This window comes from Corallococcus praedator (assembly GCF_003612125.1).
Taxonomy (GTDB): domain Bacteria; phylum Myxococcota; class Myxococcia; order Myxococcales; family Myxococcaceae; genus Corallococcus; species Corallococcus praedator.
The window spans coordinates 1-15808 of the sequence record NZ_RAWI01000219.1 but is presented as its reverse complement, the minus strand read 5'-3'; the positions used below and the strand labels follow the sequence as shown (position 1 = coordinate 15808).

13 protein-coding genes and 2 pseudogenes are annotated in these 15808 nt (G+C 69.8%); 9 read left to right on the top strand and 6 right to left on the bottom strand.

The window, feature by feature from the left end; translation table 11 throughout:
* Positions 1-732: pseudogene (locus D7Y13_RS25265) on the bottom strand (Clp protease N-terminal domain-containing protein); the annotation flags it as partial.
* A gap of 250 nt (positions 733-982) precedes the next feature.
* Between D7Y13_RS25265 and D7Y13_RS25260 the strand changes: the two are divergent.
* The 7 genes from D7Y13_RS25260 to D7Y13_RS25230 all read left to right on the top strand — a co-directional run bounded on the left by D7Y13_RS25260 (position 983) and on the right by D7Y13_RS25230 (position 8109).
* Complete coding sequence (locus D7Y13_RS25260; protein WP_341870440.1) at positions 983-1648, top strand: YIP1 family protein; 666 nt, start codon at positions 983-985, stop codon at positions 1646-1648.
* Positions 1645-2970: a TolC family protein gene (locus D7Y13_RS25255; RefSeq protein ID WP_120535868.1), complete on the top strand. Its 1326-nt coding sequence runs from the start codon at positions 1645-1647 to the stop codon at positions 2968-2970. The genes D7Y13_RS25260 and D7Y13_RS25255 overlap by 4 nt, the downstream gene beginning before the upstream one ends.
* The gene (locus tag D7Y13_RS25250; RefSeq protein WP_120535869.1) at positions 2967-4232 is read left to right on the top strand and encodes an efflux RND transporter periplasmic adaptor subunit; all 1266 of its coding nucleotides are present in this window, start codon (positions 2967-2969) and stop codon (positions 4230-4232) included. Before D7Y13_RS25255 ends, D7Y13_RS25250 begins: the two co-directional genes overlap by 4 nt.
* A complete protein-coding gene (locus D7Y13_RS25245) occupies positions 4229-4987 on the top strand; it encodes an ABC transporter ATP-binding protein (protein WP_120535870.1) in 759 nt (252 codons plus the stop codon). The genes D7Y13_RS25250 and D7Y13_RS25245 overlap by 4 nt, the downstream gene beginning before the upstream one ends.
* A 74-nt stretch (positions 4988-5061) precedes the next feature.
* Positions 5062-6222, top strand: coding sequence for an ABC transporter permease (locus D7Y13_RS25240; protein ID WP_120535880.1), 1161 nt, complete (start codon positions 5062-5064; stop codon positions 6220-6222).
* Between the two features lie 3 nt (positions 6223-6225).
* Positions 6226-7455: an ABC transporter permease gene (locus D7Y13_RS25235; protein WP_120585204.1), complete on the top strand. Its 1230-nt coding sequence runs from the start codon at positions 6226-6228 to the stop codon at positions 7453-7455.
* A gap of 75 nt (positions 7456-7530) precedes the next feature.
* Entirely contained in the window at positions 7531-8109 is a 579-nt protein-coding gene (locus D7Y13_RS25230; RefSeq protein ID WP_120585203.1) for a GNAT family N-acetyltransferase, read from the top strand.
* Between the two features lie 9 nt (positions 8110-8118).
* Here D7Y13_RS25230 and D7Y13_RS25225 read toward each other — a convergent pair whose 3' ends face one another.
* Positions 8119-9945, bottom strand: coding sequence for a tetratricopeptide repeat protein (locus D7Y13_RS25225; RefSeq protein WP_120585202.1), 1827 nt, complete (start codon positions 9943-9945; stop codon positions 8119-8121).
* 105 nt (positions 9946-10050) lie between these two features.
* Positions 10051-10464 (bottom strand): hypothetical protein, encoded by a 414-nt coding sequence (locus tag D7Y13_RS25220; protein WP_120535874.1) that lies wholly within the window; start codon positions 10462-10464, stop codon positions 10051-10053.
* Positions 10465-10856: 392 nt separating this feature from the next.
* Here D7Y13_RS25220 and D7Y13_RS25215 point away from each other — a divergent pair, with 392 nt between their 5' ends.
* Both D7Y13_RS25215 and D7Y13_RS25210 read left to right on the top strand, forming a co-directional pair.
* Complete coding sequence (locus D7Y13_RS25215; RefSeq protein WP_120585201.1) at positions 10857-12773, top strand: thiamine pyrophosphate-binding protein; 1917 nt, start codon at positions 10857-10859, stop codon at positions 12771-12773.
* A gap of 6 nt (positions 12774-12779) precedes the next feature.
* Positions 12780-13757, top strand: coding sequence for a 3-oxoacyl-ACP synthase III family protein (locus D7Y13_RS25210; RefSeq protein WP_120535876.1), 978 nt, complete (start codon positions 12780-12782; stop codon positions 13755-13757).
* A gap of 10 nt (positions 13758-13767) precedes the next feature.
* Here D7Y13_RS25210 and D7Y13_RS25205 read toward each other — a convergent pair whose 3' ends face one another.
* The 3 genes and pseudogenes from D7Y13_RS25205 to D7Y13_RS45825 all read right to left on the bottom strand — a co-directional run.
* On the bottom strand, positions 13768-14589 hold the full coding sequence (locus tag D7Y13_RS25205; RefSeq protein ID WP_120585200.1) for a hypothetical protein: 822 nt from the start codon (positions 14587-14589) through the stop codon (positions 13768-13770).
* A gap of 17 nt (positions 14590-14606) precedes the next feature.
* Complete coding sequence (locus tag D7Y13_RS25200) at positions 14607-15404, bottom strand: hypothetical protein (RefSeq protein ID WP_233595834.1); 798 nt, start codon at positions 15402-15404, stop codon at positions 14607-14609.
* Positions 15405-15486: 82 nt separating this feature from the next.
* Positions 15487-15808: pseudogene (locus D7Y13_RS45825) on the bottom strand (hypothetical protein); the annotation flags it as partial.

Below are 15808 nucleotides of genomic sequence, written 5' to 3'. Positions count from 1 at the left end.
GCCCGCCCCCGTGGCCCCGCCGGTCGCCCGGGCGACCGGCGGGGCCACGGGGGCGGGCGGCGCCATGCGCGGCATCGGCGGGACGGCCGGCTCGGCCTGGGTGTTCAGCGCGGAGTCGTCCTCGTCCACGTCGATGAGGTCGCGCGGCGACAGCGCGGGCGTCATGCGCGGGGCCGGCGGCGGCACCGTGACAGGGGGCGTCATCACCGGGGCCGGGCGCGGCACGCTCAGGGCCAGGGTGGAGAAGGGCAGGGGCGAGGGAGGCGCGCCCACCGGGCGGCTCACCGGCGCGCGGGTGGTCACCGCCTGGCCATAGCCGGGCTGGAGCCGGCGCGGCGGGCCTCCGCTCGTGGAATAGGACAGCGCCGTGTTCGACAGGGAGATGAGGTCGATGCCCGTGCGCGCCAGCAGGTCCGACGCCGCGCAGCGCTTGCGGATGATGGCGATGAGCAGGTGCAGGCAGTCCGCCTCGCCCGAGCGCGAGTTGCTGGCCAGCTCCCGCGCGCGCGTGGTCAGCTCGTTCACGACGCTGCCCGTCTCCGCGGGCGCCTCCGTGATGAGCTGCAGCAGCGCGTCCTCGTCCACCCCCTTCTCCTTCAAGAGGAGCTGGGCGCGGTTCTCCACCGTGAAGAGCGCGAGCAGCACGTGGGCCGACGTGGGCTTCTGGGCGACGCTGCGAGCGATGTCCTGCGCCTCATGAAGAACCTGGGCGAGATCCGTGCTGTCGACCATTCATGCTCCGGCAAGCGTGCAGCCGAGCGGAATACACCGTCCGGGCCCCCGCCGCAAAATTTAGGCTACAGACCGCTACAGGATGGATGCAAGGCGCGGTAGAACCTTGGCCCGCTGACGGAATTCGATTGGCTGCCTGCCCGTTTCCCGACTCAATTCAAGGGACCGGGCAATCACTCCGGGAGGGCTGCGTAATCCGCCCAGAGACCCCATCCCTATGACCTCCCTTGTACAACCGGCGCGCGTCTTCGTGGATCCCCTCGAGGGCACGCGCTCCGCCGTCGAAGGCCGCCGCTGGCTGTGGCCCCTCATCCTCCTCGCCCTGTGCGTCGCCGCGTCCGGTGTCGCGTACGCGCTGCGCTGGGACGCCACCGCGTCCATCGTGGGCGCCCTCCCGACGGAGGTGGGCGCGCCCGCGGTGTCCGAGTCCGACATCGCCGAGCAGATCCAGACCGCCTCGCGCAAGGCGCTGGTGGGCGGCATCGCCAAGGGCCTGATCGTGATGCCCCTGTCGGTGTTGCTGCTCGCGTGCATCCTGTGGGTGTGCGCCTGGCTCTTCAACCGGCCCGCGTCCTTCGGCCAGTTGATGGCGGCGGCCGCGGTGGCCCTGCTGCCCATCGCGCTCTACCACCTCATCTACGCGGTGTGCGCGAGCTTCCAGTACTCCCTCACGGATTTGCGCGCCGCCCGGCTCGTGCCGTCCAACCTCTCCCTGCTCGGTGGCCTGACGCCGAAGATGGAGCGGGTGCTGCGCGGGGTGGACTTCTTCAACCTCTGGAGCGTGGGCCTGCTGGGCGTGGGTTTCTCCACCGCCACCGGGATGCGGCTGGGTCGGTCGCTGGTGCTCGCGCTGGTGCTCTACGTCATGTACGCCGGTATCTTCTTCATCGGTCTTCCCGCGGGCGGTGGCAAGTGAACGCGCTCCTCGTCGTCACGGCGCTGCTCGCCGCCACGCCCATCACGCTGGAAGAGACGCGCGCCCTGGGCCGCAAGAACACCCAGGCCCTGCAGGCGCAGTTGGACGTGGCCGTGGCGCAACAGGATGAGCGCGTCGCCCGTTCCAGCCTGCTGCCCCAGGTGCAGTTCAACGTGGGTCCCAGCCTCAACTACCTGGGCCGGCGCCGGCAGGTGGTGACCATCCCCATCTCCGATACGGAGGTCCTCACGCGCGAGGTGGAGAGCAGCTCCAACACCGCCGACAGCTACTTCGCGTCGCTGGGCCTGTCGCAGGTCATCTTCAACCGCGGCCTCTGGAAGCAGTTGGAGCAGGCGGGCGTCAACGTGGACGCCGTCCAGAACCAGTCCATCGAGGAAGCGGACACCTCCGAGCTGGAGGCCATCCGCCGCTTCTTCTCGCTCTACCTGTCGCAGGCGAACCTGGAGGTGCTCAAGGCCACCGCGACGCGCAGCGAGGAGCAACTGGAGCGCGCGCGCGCCCTGTTCCTGGCGGGCCGCGTGGGCAAGACAGAGGAGATCGCCGCGGAGGTCAACCTGGGCAACGACCGCATCAACGTCGTGCAGCGCCAGAACCAGCTCGTGGCGGACCAGGTGCAGCTGGCCGTGTGGCTGGCCCGCCCCGGCACCGAACTCCTCCAGGCCGTGGACCCCGGTGTGTTCCAGACGGAGCCGGCGCCCGCGCCCCCGCTGGAGGACTCCCTCAAGCAGGCCCGCGAACACCGCGCCCTCTTGCGCGCCCTTGTCCAGCGCGTGCGCGTGGCGGAGCTCCAGCGCGCCATCGTCCAGGGTGACTACATCCCCCGGGTGGGCCTGTCCGCCCAGTACGCGCACACCAGCCAGGACCTGGGGCCGTTCTTCAGCGAGGCGCGCCTCGGCAACACCTTCAACGGCGGCATCACCCTGACGTGGGACCTGTTCAACGGTTTCGTCACCGACGCCCAGTCCGCGCGGGCCCAGGCCAACATCCGCAAGGCGGAGCTGACGTTCGCCCAGACGGCGCGGGAGCTGGAGGCGGAGGTGCGCCGGGCGCACCAGGTGCTGGACGGGCAGATCGCCTCCTCGAAGCTCGCGACCACCAACCGCGCGGCCGCCGCCCAGGGCCTGCTGCTGGCGGAGGAGCGCTTCCGCGCCGGGGCCGGCTCCACGCTGGAAGTCCGTGACGCGCAGCTGAAACTGACGCAATCGGAGCTGGTCTTGCTCCAGAGCCGCATCGATGTCGAAATCGCCCGCTATGCCCTGATTCGGGCCACGGGCACGCTGAACCCGGGAGACTCACAATGACGTGGTGGAAGGCGGCAATCGCCGGCGCGCTGTTGCTCGGCGCGGCGGCCATCACCGTGGGCGGTCTGCGTGATCGGCCGCCCCCGACGCAGGAAGTCCAGGTGGCCAAGGCCCGCAAGGGCACCATCACCCGCACCATCACGGGCGCGGGCAAGGTGCAGGCGGCCACCACGGTGAAGATCTCCTCCAACCTGTCCGGGGACCTCGTGGCCCTGCAGGTGAAGGACGGCGACCCCGTCACCAAGGGGCAGGTCCTGGGGCGCATCGACAAGCGCTACTACGAGGCGGCCGTGAAGCAGGCCACGGCCTCCAAGGACGCGGCCCGCTCGGAGGTGCAGGTGTCGGAAGTGGACGTCGCGCGGCAGAGCGCGGAGCTCGCCCGCGTGAAGGGGCTCGCGGACAAGGGGCTCGCTTCCACGTCGGAGGTGGAGATCAGCCAGGCGCAGGTGGACACCGCCCAGGCGCGCCTCACCGCCGCCAAGCAGCGCGTGGCCCAGAGCAGCGCAGTGCTGGACCAGGCCGCCACGGACCTGTCGCGCACCACGCTGCTGTCGCCCATCGACGGCAACGTCATCGAGCTGTCGCGCGAGGTGGGTGAGCGCGTGCGTGGCTCCGACTTCTCCGAGGATGTGGTGATGACCATCGCCGCGCTCAACCAGATGGAGGTGAAGTTCGAGGTGGGTGAGCACGAGGTGGTGCACCTGAAGTACGGCCAGCCCGCGGAGGTGACGCTGGACGCGCTGGAGGGCCAGTCCTTCAACGGCACCGTGGTGGAGATCGCCCAGAAGGCGCTCATCAAGAACCCGGGCACGGAGGCGGAGGTGACCAGCTTCCCCATCACCGTCGCCCTGGACGCGCGGCCTCCCGGCGTGCTGCCCGGCATGAGCGCCGAGGCGCGCATCAGCGCGGAGACGCACGAGGACGCGGTGCTCGTGCCCATCCAGGCCGTCACGGTGCGCTCCGAGCGCTCGCTGCCAGACTACCAGCCTCCGGTGGAGGGCGGCGGGCTCACCGCCAAGCGCCGCACGGAGACCCTGGCCAAGGTCGTCTTCGTGGTGGACGGGGAGAACAAGGCCCAGGTGCGCCGCGTGCGCACCGGCATCGCCTCCGACACGGAGCTGGAGGTCCTGGAGGGACTCCAGGTGGGGGACCGCGTGGTGGAAGGCCCCTACCGCACGCTGTCCAAGGAGCTGGCGAACGGGGACGCGGTGCGTGAACCGGAAGTGCCCGCTGGCGACGGGAAGGGCGGGCGCAAGTCGTGACGACCCCCAATGCTCCGGGCAGCGGCCCCCTCATCCTCGTGGAGGCGCTCACGCGCGCCTTCTTCGTGGGTGGCGAGGAGGTGCGCGCGCTGCGCGGCGTGACCTTCGGCATCAACCGGGGCGAATGGGTGGCCATCATCGGCCAGTCGGGCTCCGGCAAGAGCACGCTGATGAACGTGCTGGGCTGCCTGGATACGCCCACCAGCGGTCGTTACATGCTCAACGGCAAGGACGTGTCGCGCATGGACGACGACGACCTGGCCGTCATCCGCAACGTGGAGATCGGCTTCATCTTCCAGACGTTCCAACTGCTGCCCCGGGAGACGGCGCTCGCCAACGTGGAGCTGCCGCTCGTGTACCGGGGCATGCCCGCGAAGGAGCGACGGGAGCGGGCGAGGGCGGCGCTCGACAAGGTGCAGCTCACGCACCGCATGCACCACCGGCCCAACGAGCTGTCGGGCGGTCAGCGTCAGCGCGTGGCCATCGCGCGGGCGCTGGTGTCGGAGCCGTCCATGCTCCTGGCCGACGAGCCCACGGGCAACCTGGACTCGGCCACCGGCGAGGAGATCGTCAGGCTCTTCGAACAGCTCCATCAGGCGGGCCACACGCTGGTGCTCGTCACGCACGAGCCCAAGCTGGCCGCGCGCTGTCCCCGGGCCATCCGCCTGAGCGACGGTGAGATCATCGCGGACGGTCCCGGCCCGGTGGTCGCGCTGGGTGGCACGGGCGTGTTGCCCCAGGCGGGCCACGCGTGAAGTTCAGCCAGGGCTTCCGGGTGGATGTGCTGGAGGGGGCCCGCATCGCGGTGTTCTCCCTCCGCGCGAACCGGATGCGCACGGTGCTCACGACGCTGGGCATCGGCATCGGCGTGGCGACGCTGCTGGCCATCGTCGGCATCATCCAGGGGCTCAACACGTCGTTCGACAAGCAGCTGGCCACGCTGGGCGCGAACACCATCTACGTCTCCAAGTTCCCCTGGATGATCAAGGGCAACTGGTGGGTGTTCCGCAACCGCAAGAACCTCACGCTGGAGCAGGTGGCGCAGGTGCGCCAGCAGGCGGACTTCATCACCGCCATCTCCCCGGCGGTGATTCGCACGTCGGACGTGGCGCACGGCGCGCAGCAGGTCTCCAACGTGCGCGTCAACGGCGTGTGGAGCGACTACCTCACCATCGGCAACTATGAGGTGGTGTCGGGCCGCTTCCTTACCCGCGCGGACGAAGAGGTGAACCGGCCGGTGACGGTGCTCGGCGCGGAGGTGGCGGCCACGCTCTTTCCCAGCATCAGCCCGCTGGGGCAGACGGTCCGCATCGACGGGAAGCCCTTCCAGGTCGTGGGCACGCTGGGGCGCAAGGGCAAGGTCGTGTCGGAGAACATGGACCTGTCCGTGTACATGCCCTTCAAGACGTTCAACTCCAGCTTCGGCAAGGGGCGGCCCATGCAGATCGCCATCGCCGTGGCGGACGCGGGGCAGATCCACAAGGCGGAGGACCAGCTCGTCGGCATCCTGCGGCGCGTGCGCGCGACGCCGCCGGGCGTGCCGGACGACTTCTCCATCAACCGGCCGGACACGCTCGCGGCAACCTATGAGCAGCTCACCGGGGCGCTCTACGCGGTGGCCACCGGCGTGGGGCTCATCACCCTGCTGGTAGGCGGTATCGGCATCATGAACATCATGCTGGTGTCGGTGCGCGAGCGGACGCGGGAGATCGGCGTCCGGCGGGCGCTGGGGGCGCGGCAGCGCACCATCGTCATCCAGTTCCTGATGGAGGCGTCCAGCGTGTCCGCGGTGGGAGGCCTCCTGGGCACGACGGTGGGGCTGGGGACGGCGAAGCTCGTGTCGCTGGTGACACCGCTGGCGGCGGACGTGCGGCCGAGCACGGTGCTGGGCGGGGTGGCGTTCGCGGCGCTGGTGGGCCTGCTGTTCGGCATCTGGCCGGCCGCGCGGGCCGCGCGGCTGGACCCGGTGGAAGCGCTCCGCTACGAATAGGCGATGCGCGCGTTCCTGGACAACCTGCGGCTGGCGCTGGGCACGTTCCTGGGCAACCCGCTGCGCTCACTGCTCACGCTGCTGGGCATCGTCATCGGCGTGGCCACGGTCATCACGATGATGGCGCTCATCGAAGGGCTGCGCGAACAGGTGAACAAGAACCTGGGCAGCCTGGGCGCGCACACCTTCGAGGTGACGAAGTGGCCCACGGGCTTCGGCCGCATCAACTGGGCGAAGTACGCCAAGCGCAAGGACATCTACGGCGAGGACGTGAAGGCCATCCTGGAGGCGTGTCCCTCCGTGGGCGCGGCCACGCCCACCGACATGGAGTGGGGCAAGAAGCTGGCGACGGCCTTCCGTGAGACGCACCCGTCGGTGAGCATCCTGGGCACGGAGCCCACGTACCTGGCGACCAGCGGCGTCACCGTCACCAACGGTCGCTTCTTCAACGAGACGGAGTCGCTGGACGGCCGCCCGGTGATGGTCATTGGCGTGGACGTGGCGGACGCGCTGTTCCCGGGCACGGATCCGGTGGGCTCCGACGTGCGGTTGAAGGGCCGGCCCTACCGCGTGATTGGCGTGTTGCAGAAGCGCGGCAGCGTCATGGGCATGGCCAGCCAGGACAACCAGGTGGCCATCCCGATGCGCAGCTTCCAGCAGCTCTACGGCAAGCACCGCTCGGTGGAGATCGACATCCAGGCGCGTGACGGCGCGGTGTTCCAGAAGGCGCAGGACGAGGTGGTGAACCTGCTGCGCCGCCGCCGCGAGCTGACGCCCCAGGAGGCCAACGACTTCGAGGTGCACACCAACGAGTCGATGACGGCGTCCTTCAACGAGCTCTCGCAGGTCATCGCGCTGGCGGGCGTGGGCGTGTGCCTGCTGTCGCTGGTGGTGGGCGGCATCGGCATCCTGAACATCATGCTGATGTCGGTGACGGAGCGGACGCGGGAGATTGGCATCCGCAAGGCGCTGGGCGCGCGTCGCCGCCGCATCCTGGGCCAGTTCGCCACGGAGGCGGTGCTGCTGTCGCTCTTTGGCGGGCTGCTGGGCGTGGGGCTGGGCTTCGGGTTCGTGTTCCTGGGCAAGTGGGTGCTGCTGTTCCCCATGAACGTGCCCGCGTGGGCCGTGGCGCTGTCCCTGGGCATGAGTTGCGGGGTGGGGCTGCTGTTCGGCATCTACCCGGCGTCCCGCGCGGCGAAGCTGGACCCGGTGGAGGCGATGCGCACGGAGTAGGGGACGGGATGGGATGGCGGTCCCCGTCCTCGACCGGTAGCGTGCCGCGGTCTTCTCCGTACGGGTGATTCACGCATGTCCTCTTCCTCCGCCACGCTGTCGCTGCCCGAAGTCCCCGCGCCCTTCCTGCTGCGCCCGCTCTCGATGGCGGACGCGGATGGGATCATCTCGCTGTACTCGGACGAGGAGGTCGCGCGGAGCCTCAACTTCGCGGTGCCCGTGCGTCCGGAAACCATCCGCACGAAGCTGGCGGTCGACCTGGAGGTGATGCGCCGGGGGGAGAGCTTCCGCTGGGTGCTGTCTTCCCAGGAGGACACGTCGGCGCTGGGCTACCTGACGCTCTTCAACTGGAGCGTGAAGGACCGGCGCGCGGAGGTGGGCTACATGGTGGCGCGCAAGCTGTGGGGGCAGGGCGTGATGAAGGCCATCCTCCCCGGCCTGGTGCGCTTCGGCTTCGAGCAGATGGGCCTGCACCGCATGGAGGCCCTGGTGTCGGTGGAGAATCCGGCCTCGTTGCGGGTGCTGACGCGCGGGGGCTTCCGTCAGGAAGGCGTGTTGCGAGGCTACCGGCCCTCCGGTGCGGGGGATGGGTTCGTCGACATGATCATGCTGTCGATGCTCGAGACGGAGTGGCGCGAAGCCGTCGCGAAGTAGGGGCGCGATTCACGGCAGGTCGCGCGCGAACTGCTCCCGGTAGCGGACCTTGAGGGCGCCAAGCTGCTTCGTGCCCCGGTATTCGCGGGCGAGCAGGTGCCAGGCTTCGGTGCGTGAAGGCTCCAGGGCGATGACCCGCTCCAGGTGCGCCCGTGCCCTGGCGTGTGCCCGGGTGTTCGTCGCCAGCACGCCGAGCAGCAGGTGGGCCTGCACGGCGTCCTCCCGCGCGGCGAGCACGCGCTCACAGGCAGCGCGCGCGGGCGCGAGGCGTCCCTTGAGCAGGTGCAGCTCGCACTGCACCAGCGCGACGGAAGGGCTCTGTGGAAACGCCTGGGCGAGCGCGGTGATGCGCTCCCGCGCGGGTCCGGATGAGCCTGCGTGCAGCAGGGCCTCGATGTCGAAGACCTCTCGCACCAGGGCGCCTTCACGCGCGGGCTCCATCTGGGGCATGGACGCGGAAGGTGTGCGCGTTCCGGTGCTCGCGTCGGGTCGCGCGGGCAGCGCCACCTGTCGTCGCATCCGGGTCGCCTGTTCGAGCACCGTGGCCGAAGCGGCCAATCCCGGCGCCCGGGCCGCGGCCTCTTCCGCCCACGTCAGGCAGTGGGCGCGCAGGAAGAGCCCCGCCAGATCCGCCCACAGCGCGGGCTCCGAGTCGGCGCGGGCCTCCAGGTTCCGCCGGGCCGCCAGCAGGCTGTCCTGGGCCGCGTCGAACCGGCCCGCGTGCAGGTGGAGCAGCGCGACGTTCATGCGCAGCGACGGCTCCCCGGGAAACCGCGCGATGGCTCGCTCACAGCGCTCCTGTGTGGCGGCCAGTGCCGGCGTGAGGTGCACGGCGAGGTAGCACGCCAGCAACTGCACGCGTTCATCCTGGGGATGCCGCACGGCCAGCGGCTCCAGGGCCTCGGCGGCCACCTCCGGCCTGCCTGCCTTCTCCTGCTCGATGACCTCCGCGAGTCGCTGGCGTTCCTCCGGCGTCAATGCGCGCGGCGTGCCCTCCGGCCCCAGCACCACGCTGGCCGAGCGGACCCGTTCGGTCCACGCGAGGAGGAAGTCGCGCTCTGGCCCTTCCCAGGCCGGTCCGCGCAGGGTGTCCAACACCGTCTTCAGCTCGCGCGCCCACGCTCGCTGCGGTTCCAGCTCCACGCGGGCCCGGGGCAGGTGGCGCAAGCCCGCGTCGAGCAGCGCGAGCGTCCGGGCATCGAAGCCCGTCCAGGCCGCGCCGTACTTCGATGACATCCACCCGCGCGGCTCGCGCACGTGAAGCGCACCCAACGTATGGGCCCACTCATGCAACAGGGCCGAAACCTCCAGGTGCCGACGCGCCTCCCCCTGCACGGTGGCATTGAGGGCCCGCAGCACGCAGTGACGTCCCAGCACGCGCGCGAAGCCCAGCTCATGCTGCGACTCACTGAAGGCCGGCGGCGCGGACACCAATCCGACGACGAGGTCCACGTCCTCGCCCGCGTCCAACGCCTCCAGCGCACCGAGCATGGGCTCCAGCGGACCCTCGGAGCCTCGCCGGTCCCACGCCCGCGCGGATTCCAGCTCGAACGTCACCCGCAGCGGCTCACGCACCGCCTCGCTCGCGCGCTGGAGCCCGGCCGCGAAGGCGCGCTCCCAATGAAGCACCTGCGCGCGGTGATCCGCGTCCGCGTACACGCGCACCCGCAACACGCGCCGGGGAAGGGCAGGGGACTGCGACACGGCCTCGGCGGCCCGTGGGCGCGAGGCCTCACGCGGACGCTCCGTGGAAGCGCAATGCACGCACACGAGCCCCAGGACGACGATGAGGCAACGCCGCAGCCAGCGCGGCGTCCGCTGGGACCCGGGGTTCATTGGGGGGGGCTTTTTGGAATCAGGGAGAAACAAGCCCCAACCCGTGAGGGGAGGCGGTGGGCCGACCGGGCCAGCACCGCCATCACCCTGGGGGTTGGGTCAACTTCAGGCCGCTGCGTCCTCTTCCTTCGACGGCTCGACCGCGTTCACGATCCAGTCAATCGCCTTGTGCTCCCAGTCCGGATCCTTCGACGCGTCGATGTAGCGCTCCCACTCGTACACGCCGCTCTGCTTCGACATGCGCACCATCATCAGGCGCGCCACGGTGCTGTCGAGCACCACCGACGAGCGCACCATGCCGTTCTGCTTCAGCCAGACCATCGCCTGCTTGATGACGTCCTGGGTTTCGGGCGGATTCGCCCGCTGGCTGCGGATGTCCACCATCAGCCCGAAGGGACGCCCCTTCTTCACCGCGACCTTCGTGCGCAGGTCGTTGAACCAGGCCGTGATCTCGGGAAGCAGGATGTAGCCAGGTGCATTGATCCGGAAGCCGTACTCCGTCCGCAGATTCTCGATCATGACAACCCCCACGTTGGATTCGTCGGACGCGTGTGCCCCTCTGTAATAGCGAGGGCGCGTGCGCCCCTGGAGCCTAGCGCAACCCATGCGTTCGTGGATCCAGACGCGGCACACTTCCGTACGCGCGCGCGAAAGCTGTTCTCCAAGTGAAAACTGTAAGACGTCCGGGGTTGGACAGGGCAACGTGTCTCGAAGTGTGAGAATCCAGCCTCAAGCGAACTTTCCACGAAAAATTACTTCACACTGCTCAACTGCTCGGCTAGAAGGTAGGTGCATCTTTGCAGCAATCCCGCAAGACTGTGCGTGCACCGGGGGTTTCCCCGACTCGGTGACAGCGACTCGAAGTGGAATTTCGAGTCGGATGGGACCCGGGGCCTTGGAGACGCCTTTCGATGTCGACCTCCTCGCTTGCTGAGTTGCAGCTCACCGCGTCGTCCGCGCTGCGGTCGGAGCTGCCCCTCAACGTGCTCCGTCAAGACACGCCGTCACCGGAGCCGGTGGACGGGCTGCAGGCGCGCCACGGTGACCCCATCCCGATGTACGGGGATGCGAATGCCCGCGGCTTCAAGACGGTGGAGGACCTGACCGTCGCCGACTGCGTCCTGGCGCACCTGGAGGCCGAGGAGGTGGATGCGGTGTTCGGCATCCCTGGCGGCAACCTGGCCCCGTTCCAGCAGGCGCTGCGCAAGCACGGCTCCATGCGCTTCATCATCACCGCGCACGAGGGTGGCGCGGCGTTCATGGCGGACGGCTACGCGCGCGCCACGGGCAAGCTGGGCGTGTGCATGGTGACGGCGGGCCCTGGCGCGACCAACGCGATGACGGGCGTGGCGTCCGCGCACCTGGACGGCGTGCCCCTGCTCACCATCAGCGGCAACGTGTCCACGGAGCGCATCGGTCTGTTCGCGATGCAGGAGAGCAACAGCACGCACGGCGTGAACACGGTGGAGATGTTCCGTCAGGCCTGCTCCAGCTCCGCCGCCGTCGTGGACGCGCAGAGCCTGCCGCGCCTGCTGCAGCGTGCGATGCGCACCTCGCAGGGTCTGCCCGGCGGCGCCACGCACCTGAGCATCCCCACCAACGTGGCGCGCCAGCCCATCCAGCGCGCCACGGTGCCCACCACGCGCGGGGCCTTCCGCGCGCGTCCGGCCGCGGCGCCCTTCGAGGACCTGCGCGCCGCCTTCTCCATGCTGCGCACCGCGCGCCGTCCGCTCATCCTCCTGGGCGCCGGGGCGCGCTCGGCGATGGAGGAGCACGGCGACGCGTTCAACGCGTTCGTCACCCAGCACGGCATCCCGGTGACCACGAGCCTGCGCGGCAAGGGGCTGTTCTCCGAGCGCGAGTCCCTGTGCCTGGGCGTCGTGGGCCTGGGTGGCAGCAAGCGCGTGGAGGCGTACCTGCGCGAAGGCGTGGACGTGCTCCTGGTGCTGGGCAGCCGCCTGGGTGAGTGGGCCAGCCGCAGCTTCCACAAGTACTTCCAGTCCATCCACCACGTCATCCAGGTGGACGTGGAGGCGGCGAACATCGGCCAGCTGCTGCCGGTGCGGCTGCCCATCGTGGCGGACGCGGGCTCGGTGGTGACGGGGCTGGCGGAGCTGGGGCAGATGATTGGCCCCTCCAGCGGCGCGCGGGTGCAGGAGCGTTGGGCGCAGGTGATGGCGCTGCACGAGCCGGCGCCCGCCGTGAGCGCGCCCCAGGTGCAGGGCATGGTCAAGCCGCAGCAGCTGCTGGCGGAGCTGGACCGGCACCTCAGCCCGGAGATGGACCTCTACATCGACATCGGCAACTGCACGGGCTGGACGTCCCACCTGCTGCATGTGTCTCCTCCGGCGCGGATCTTCTACCCGACGGGTCTGACGTCGATGGGCTGGTCCTGCGGCGCGGTGGTGGGCGGGAAGATTGGCCGGCCGGAGCGCGCGGCGGTGTCCGTCGTCGGTGACGGCGCGTTCCTGATGAACGGCGTGGAGGTGCTCACGGCCTCGCGCTACCGCGTGGGCACGGTGACCATCGTCCTCAACGACAACGCGCTGGGCATGGTGAACCACGCCGAGCACATGCAGGACCGGGACTACCCGCTGGAGGACGAGTTCTACAGCCTGGGCAACCCGGACCTGGAGCGCTTCGCGGAGTCGCTGGGCGCGAAGGTCTACACGGTGGACGGCCCCGGCCAGCTGGACGCGATGCTGCCGGAGGTGCTGCGCCGCGCGGACGCGTCGGGCCAGCCGCAGGTCATCGTCGCGCACATCGACTACCGCGAGGTGCCGCCGTACGGCGACCGCTTCGCCGCGGTGGCGTCCGACGGGAAGTAGCAGCGCATGACGTCCGCTTCGTTCGCGCTCCTGGGCGCGGGGGCCGCGCTGCCCGCCCGGGTGCGCGGCAACGATGAGCCGCTCTTCGAGCCGCTGCGCCGTGCCGCCGCGGAAGGGGGCGGCGAGGTCGCGCTCTTCTACGGCAACCGCGAGCGCCGGGTGCTCGGGCCCGAGGAGTCGCTCTCGTCGCTCACCGCGAAGGCGGGAGCGGCCGCGCTCTCGGTCGCGGGGCTGAAGGCCTCGGACGTGGACCGGCTCTACGGCTACGTGTCCGTGTCCGAGTTCATCACGCCCAACGCGCTCTACGCCGTGCACCAGGAATTGGGGCTGGGGCAGGGGGCGCTGGTGGTGCCGGTGCAGGCGGACTTCGTCAACTTCCTCATGGGCGTGGTGCTCGCGTGGGAGGCGCTGCGCGCGGGCTCCATCCGGTACGCGCTGGTGGCGGTGGGCGCGGCCTGGACGCGCAACATGGACTACACGCAGGGCCACGCCATCGGCATCGGGGATGGCGCCGGGGCCGCGGTGGTGGGGCACTCGGAGCCCGGAGGCGGGCTCACGCTGGTGGACTGGGCGGCGGACACCTTCAGCGACGAATACGGCGCGATGACGATGGGCGCGCGTCCGGAGTCGGGGCTCGGCTACCCCACCTATGGCCTGGCGCCCACGGGCGGCATCAAGGCGTTCCTGTCGTCGGGGATGAACGGACCGCCCCGGCTGGTGGAGCGACTGCTGGCGAAGAACGGCGTGTCACGCGACGACGTGACGCTCATCTCGCATCAGGCGACGCGCAAGCTGATGGACCACTGGGCCCAGGCCATCCGTCCGCGCGAGTACGTGGACACGTTCGAGGACTTCGGGAACATGGTGCACGCGTCCATCCCGGTGACGCTGGCGCGGTTCCACCACCGGCTGCGCACGAAGTACCTGGTGATGGTGGGCCTGGGCATCGGCGCGCACCAGATGGCGGTGCTGGTGCGCGTCTGAGGCGTGGGCGCTACTGGTCGTCGCAGGGTGTGCCCAGCCGGATGCCCGTGTAGACGCCCAGCTCGTTGTAGATGAGCGGCAGGTTCTGCTCCACGGGCACGTTGCGCAGGGTGACCTCCTTGCGCGGGTTTTCAATCCACACAGGCGTCTGCGCGCGGTCGATGACGAGCCGCAGCTGGCCCTTCTTCGTGGTGAAGATCTCCCCCTCCGAGTCCGCCACCACGTTGGTCATCTTCTGCGGCTTCAGGTCGCCGCGCGGCCCGATGAACACCCGGAAGTTGCGTGACTCCTCGGCGGTGAAGCCCTTGTCCACGTAGTAGTACGTGCCGTTCGAGTCGCGCAGCAGCGCGTGCGGGACGTACTTCTGCGGGTTGGGTGCGTACGCGGCCTTGCGCAGCAGCTCGCGCGCCGCCGTGCCGGGCAGCATCTCCAGGGATACCTTGCGCTCGCCACAGCGCAGCGAACAGGTGCGCTCCTTCGCGTCCACGGACACCTCCGAGTGCACGCGCAAGTCCGTGCCCTGGTAGTCCGGGGTGCCGTTGCGGTTGAAGAAGCGCGGGTCCATGAACAGCGTGCCGGGCAGGAAGCCCGGGGGACGCGGCACGACGAGCAGCTCCTTGCCGTCGCCGTAGAAGAGCCGCTCCTCCAGGTCTTCCGTCTCCTCGCGGGGGACGGCGACGACGTAGTGGCCCTTGCCGTCGGTGCAGACGGAGGTGGCTTCCAGGAGCATGCGCTGCCCCAGGTTCTCCGCCTTGCCCCAGGGCGGTTCGACGGCGACGGAGGTGCTCGAACCGAGGAGCACCGCGACGGTGAGGACGCGTTGAAGGTTCATGGTGTGCGGGCGCGGGGCTAGAGGTGCTTCTTGAAGTAACGGGTGGCGGCCTTCTCCTGGTTGGAGGCCTCCGGGTTCGTGGTCCACACGAAGCGGTCTCCTTGCAGGCCCGGCTCCAGGCCCGCGCCGAAGCGGCAGTCGATCCGCTGGAGGCGGGCCTTCACTGTGCGGCGGGCTTCCTCGGACGTGGCGCACATGGCCTTCAGCGCGCTGAGCGGGAAGGCGCAGAAGCGGGTGATGTTCGCGTCCTTGAGCAGGGGCTCGGTGACGGTGGCCCAGTCGATGGTGCCCGCCACGGTCGTGGCGCAGGCGGTGTTCATCTGCTGGAGGGCTTCGGCGTAGCTGGTGTCGTGGACGGCTTCCTCGGCCTTGCGGTCGAAGGCCATCAGCTTCGCGAGCTGGCCGCTCTGGGTCTGCTGCTGGTGCTGCGCGTAGACCTCCTCCGGCTTGAGCTTCTGGGAGCGCGCCTCGTCGTACTGGACGGCGATGCCGTTGCCGGGACCTCCGGGGAAGTGCAGCTCCGCGCGCGGCCCCACCAGGGTGAACGGCGAGTAGTTCCGGCCGTGCCACTGGGTGGTGTAGCTCAGCCGCGACGTGCCGACGCTGCTCCAGTCCTTGATCGTGTACGGGAGCACCAGGCCGTCCAGCACGGAGCCGGTGCCCTGGATGCGCACGAGGAACTTCTTCTGCTCGCGGGGCGTGAGCGGCACGACCGCCACCAGCTCCCCCTGCGGGCCCACGAACACCTTGCCAGCCTCGACGGGCGCCGCGGCACGGGCGGGCAGGGTGCCCAGCACGGCGCAAAGCGCTGCCATTGCGACGACGACTCTCACGCGATTCCTCCCCCTCATCCCACGCACGAACACGGCTGTGTTCACGCGCGTGGGCGGGTCCAGCTCACAGACTCAGGTCTACTTCGTACTTCTGACATACCTTCTCGGCCTTGCGCTGCTGCGACCTGGGAAGCTTCTCCCACTCCGAGCGGGCGTTGCCCAGGTCCTTCTGCCTGCAGCGAAGTTCGGTCAGCAGCAGCTGGGCGGCCAGATTGCTTTCTTCCTTGATGCTGCGCTGCGCTTTGCGGACTGCCTCGTCCACGTTTCCACTCGCGAGGGCTGCCCGCGCCTGAGCCAGGGCGTCGATTGAAGGGGCCTTGGTGGGCTCATCGCTCAGCTTCTTCTCCGTCGCGCTGGCCACCGGCGGTTTCACCAGCGGCTTCACC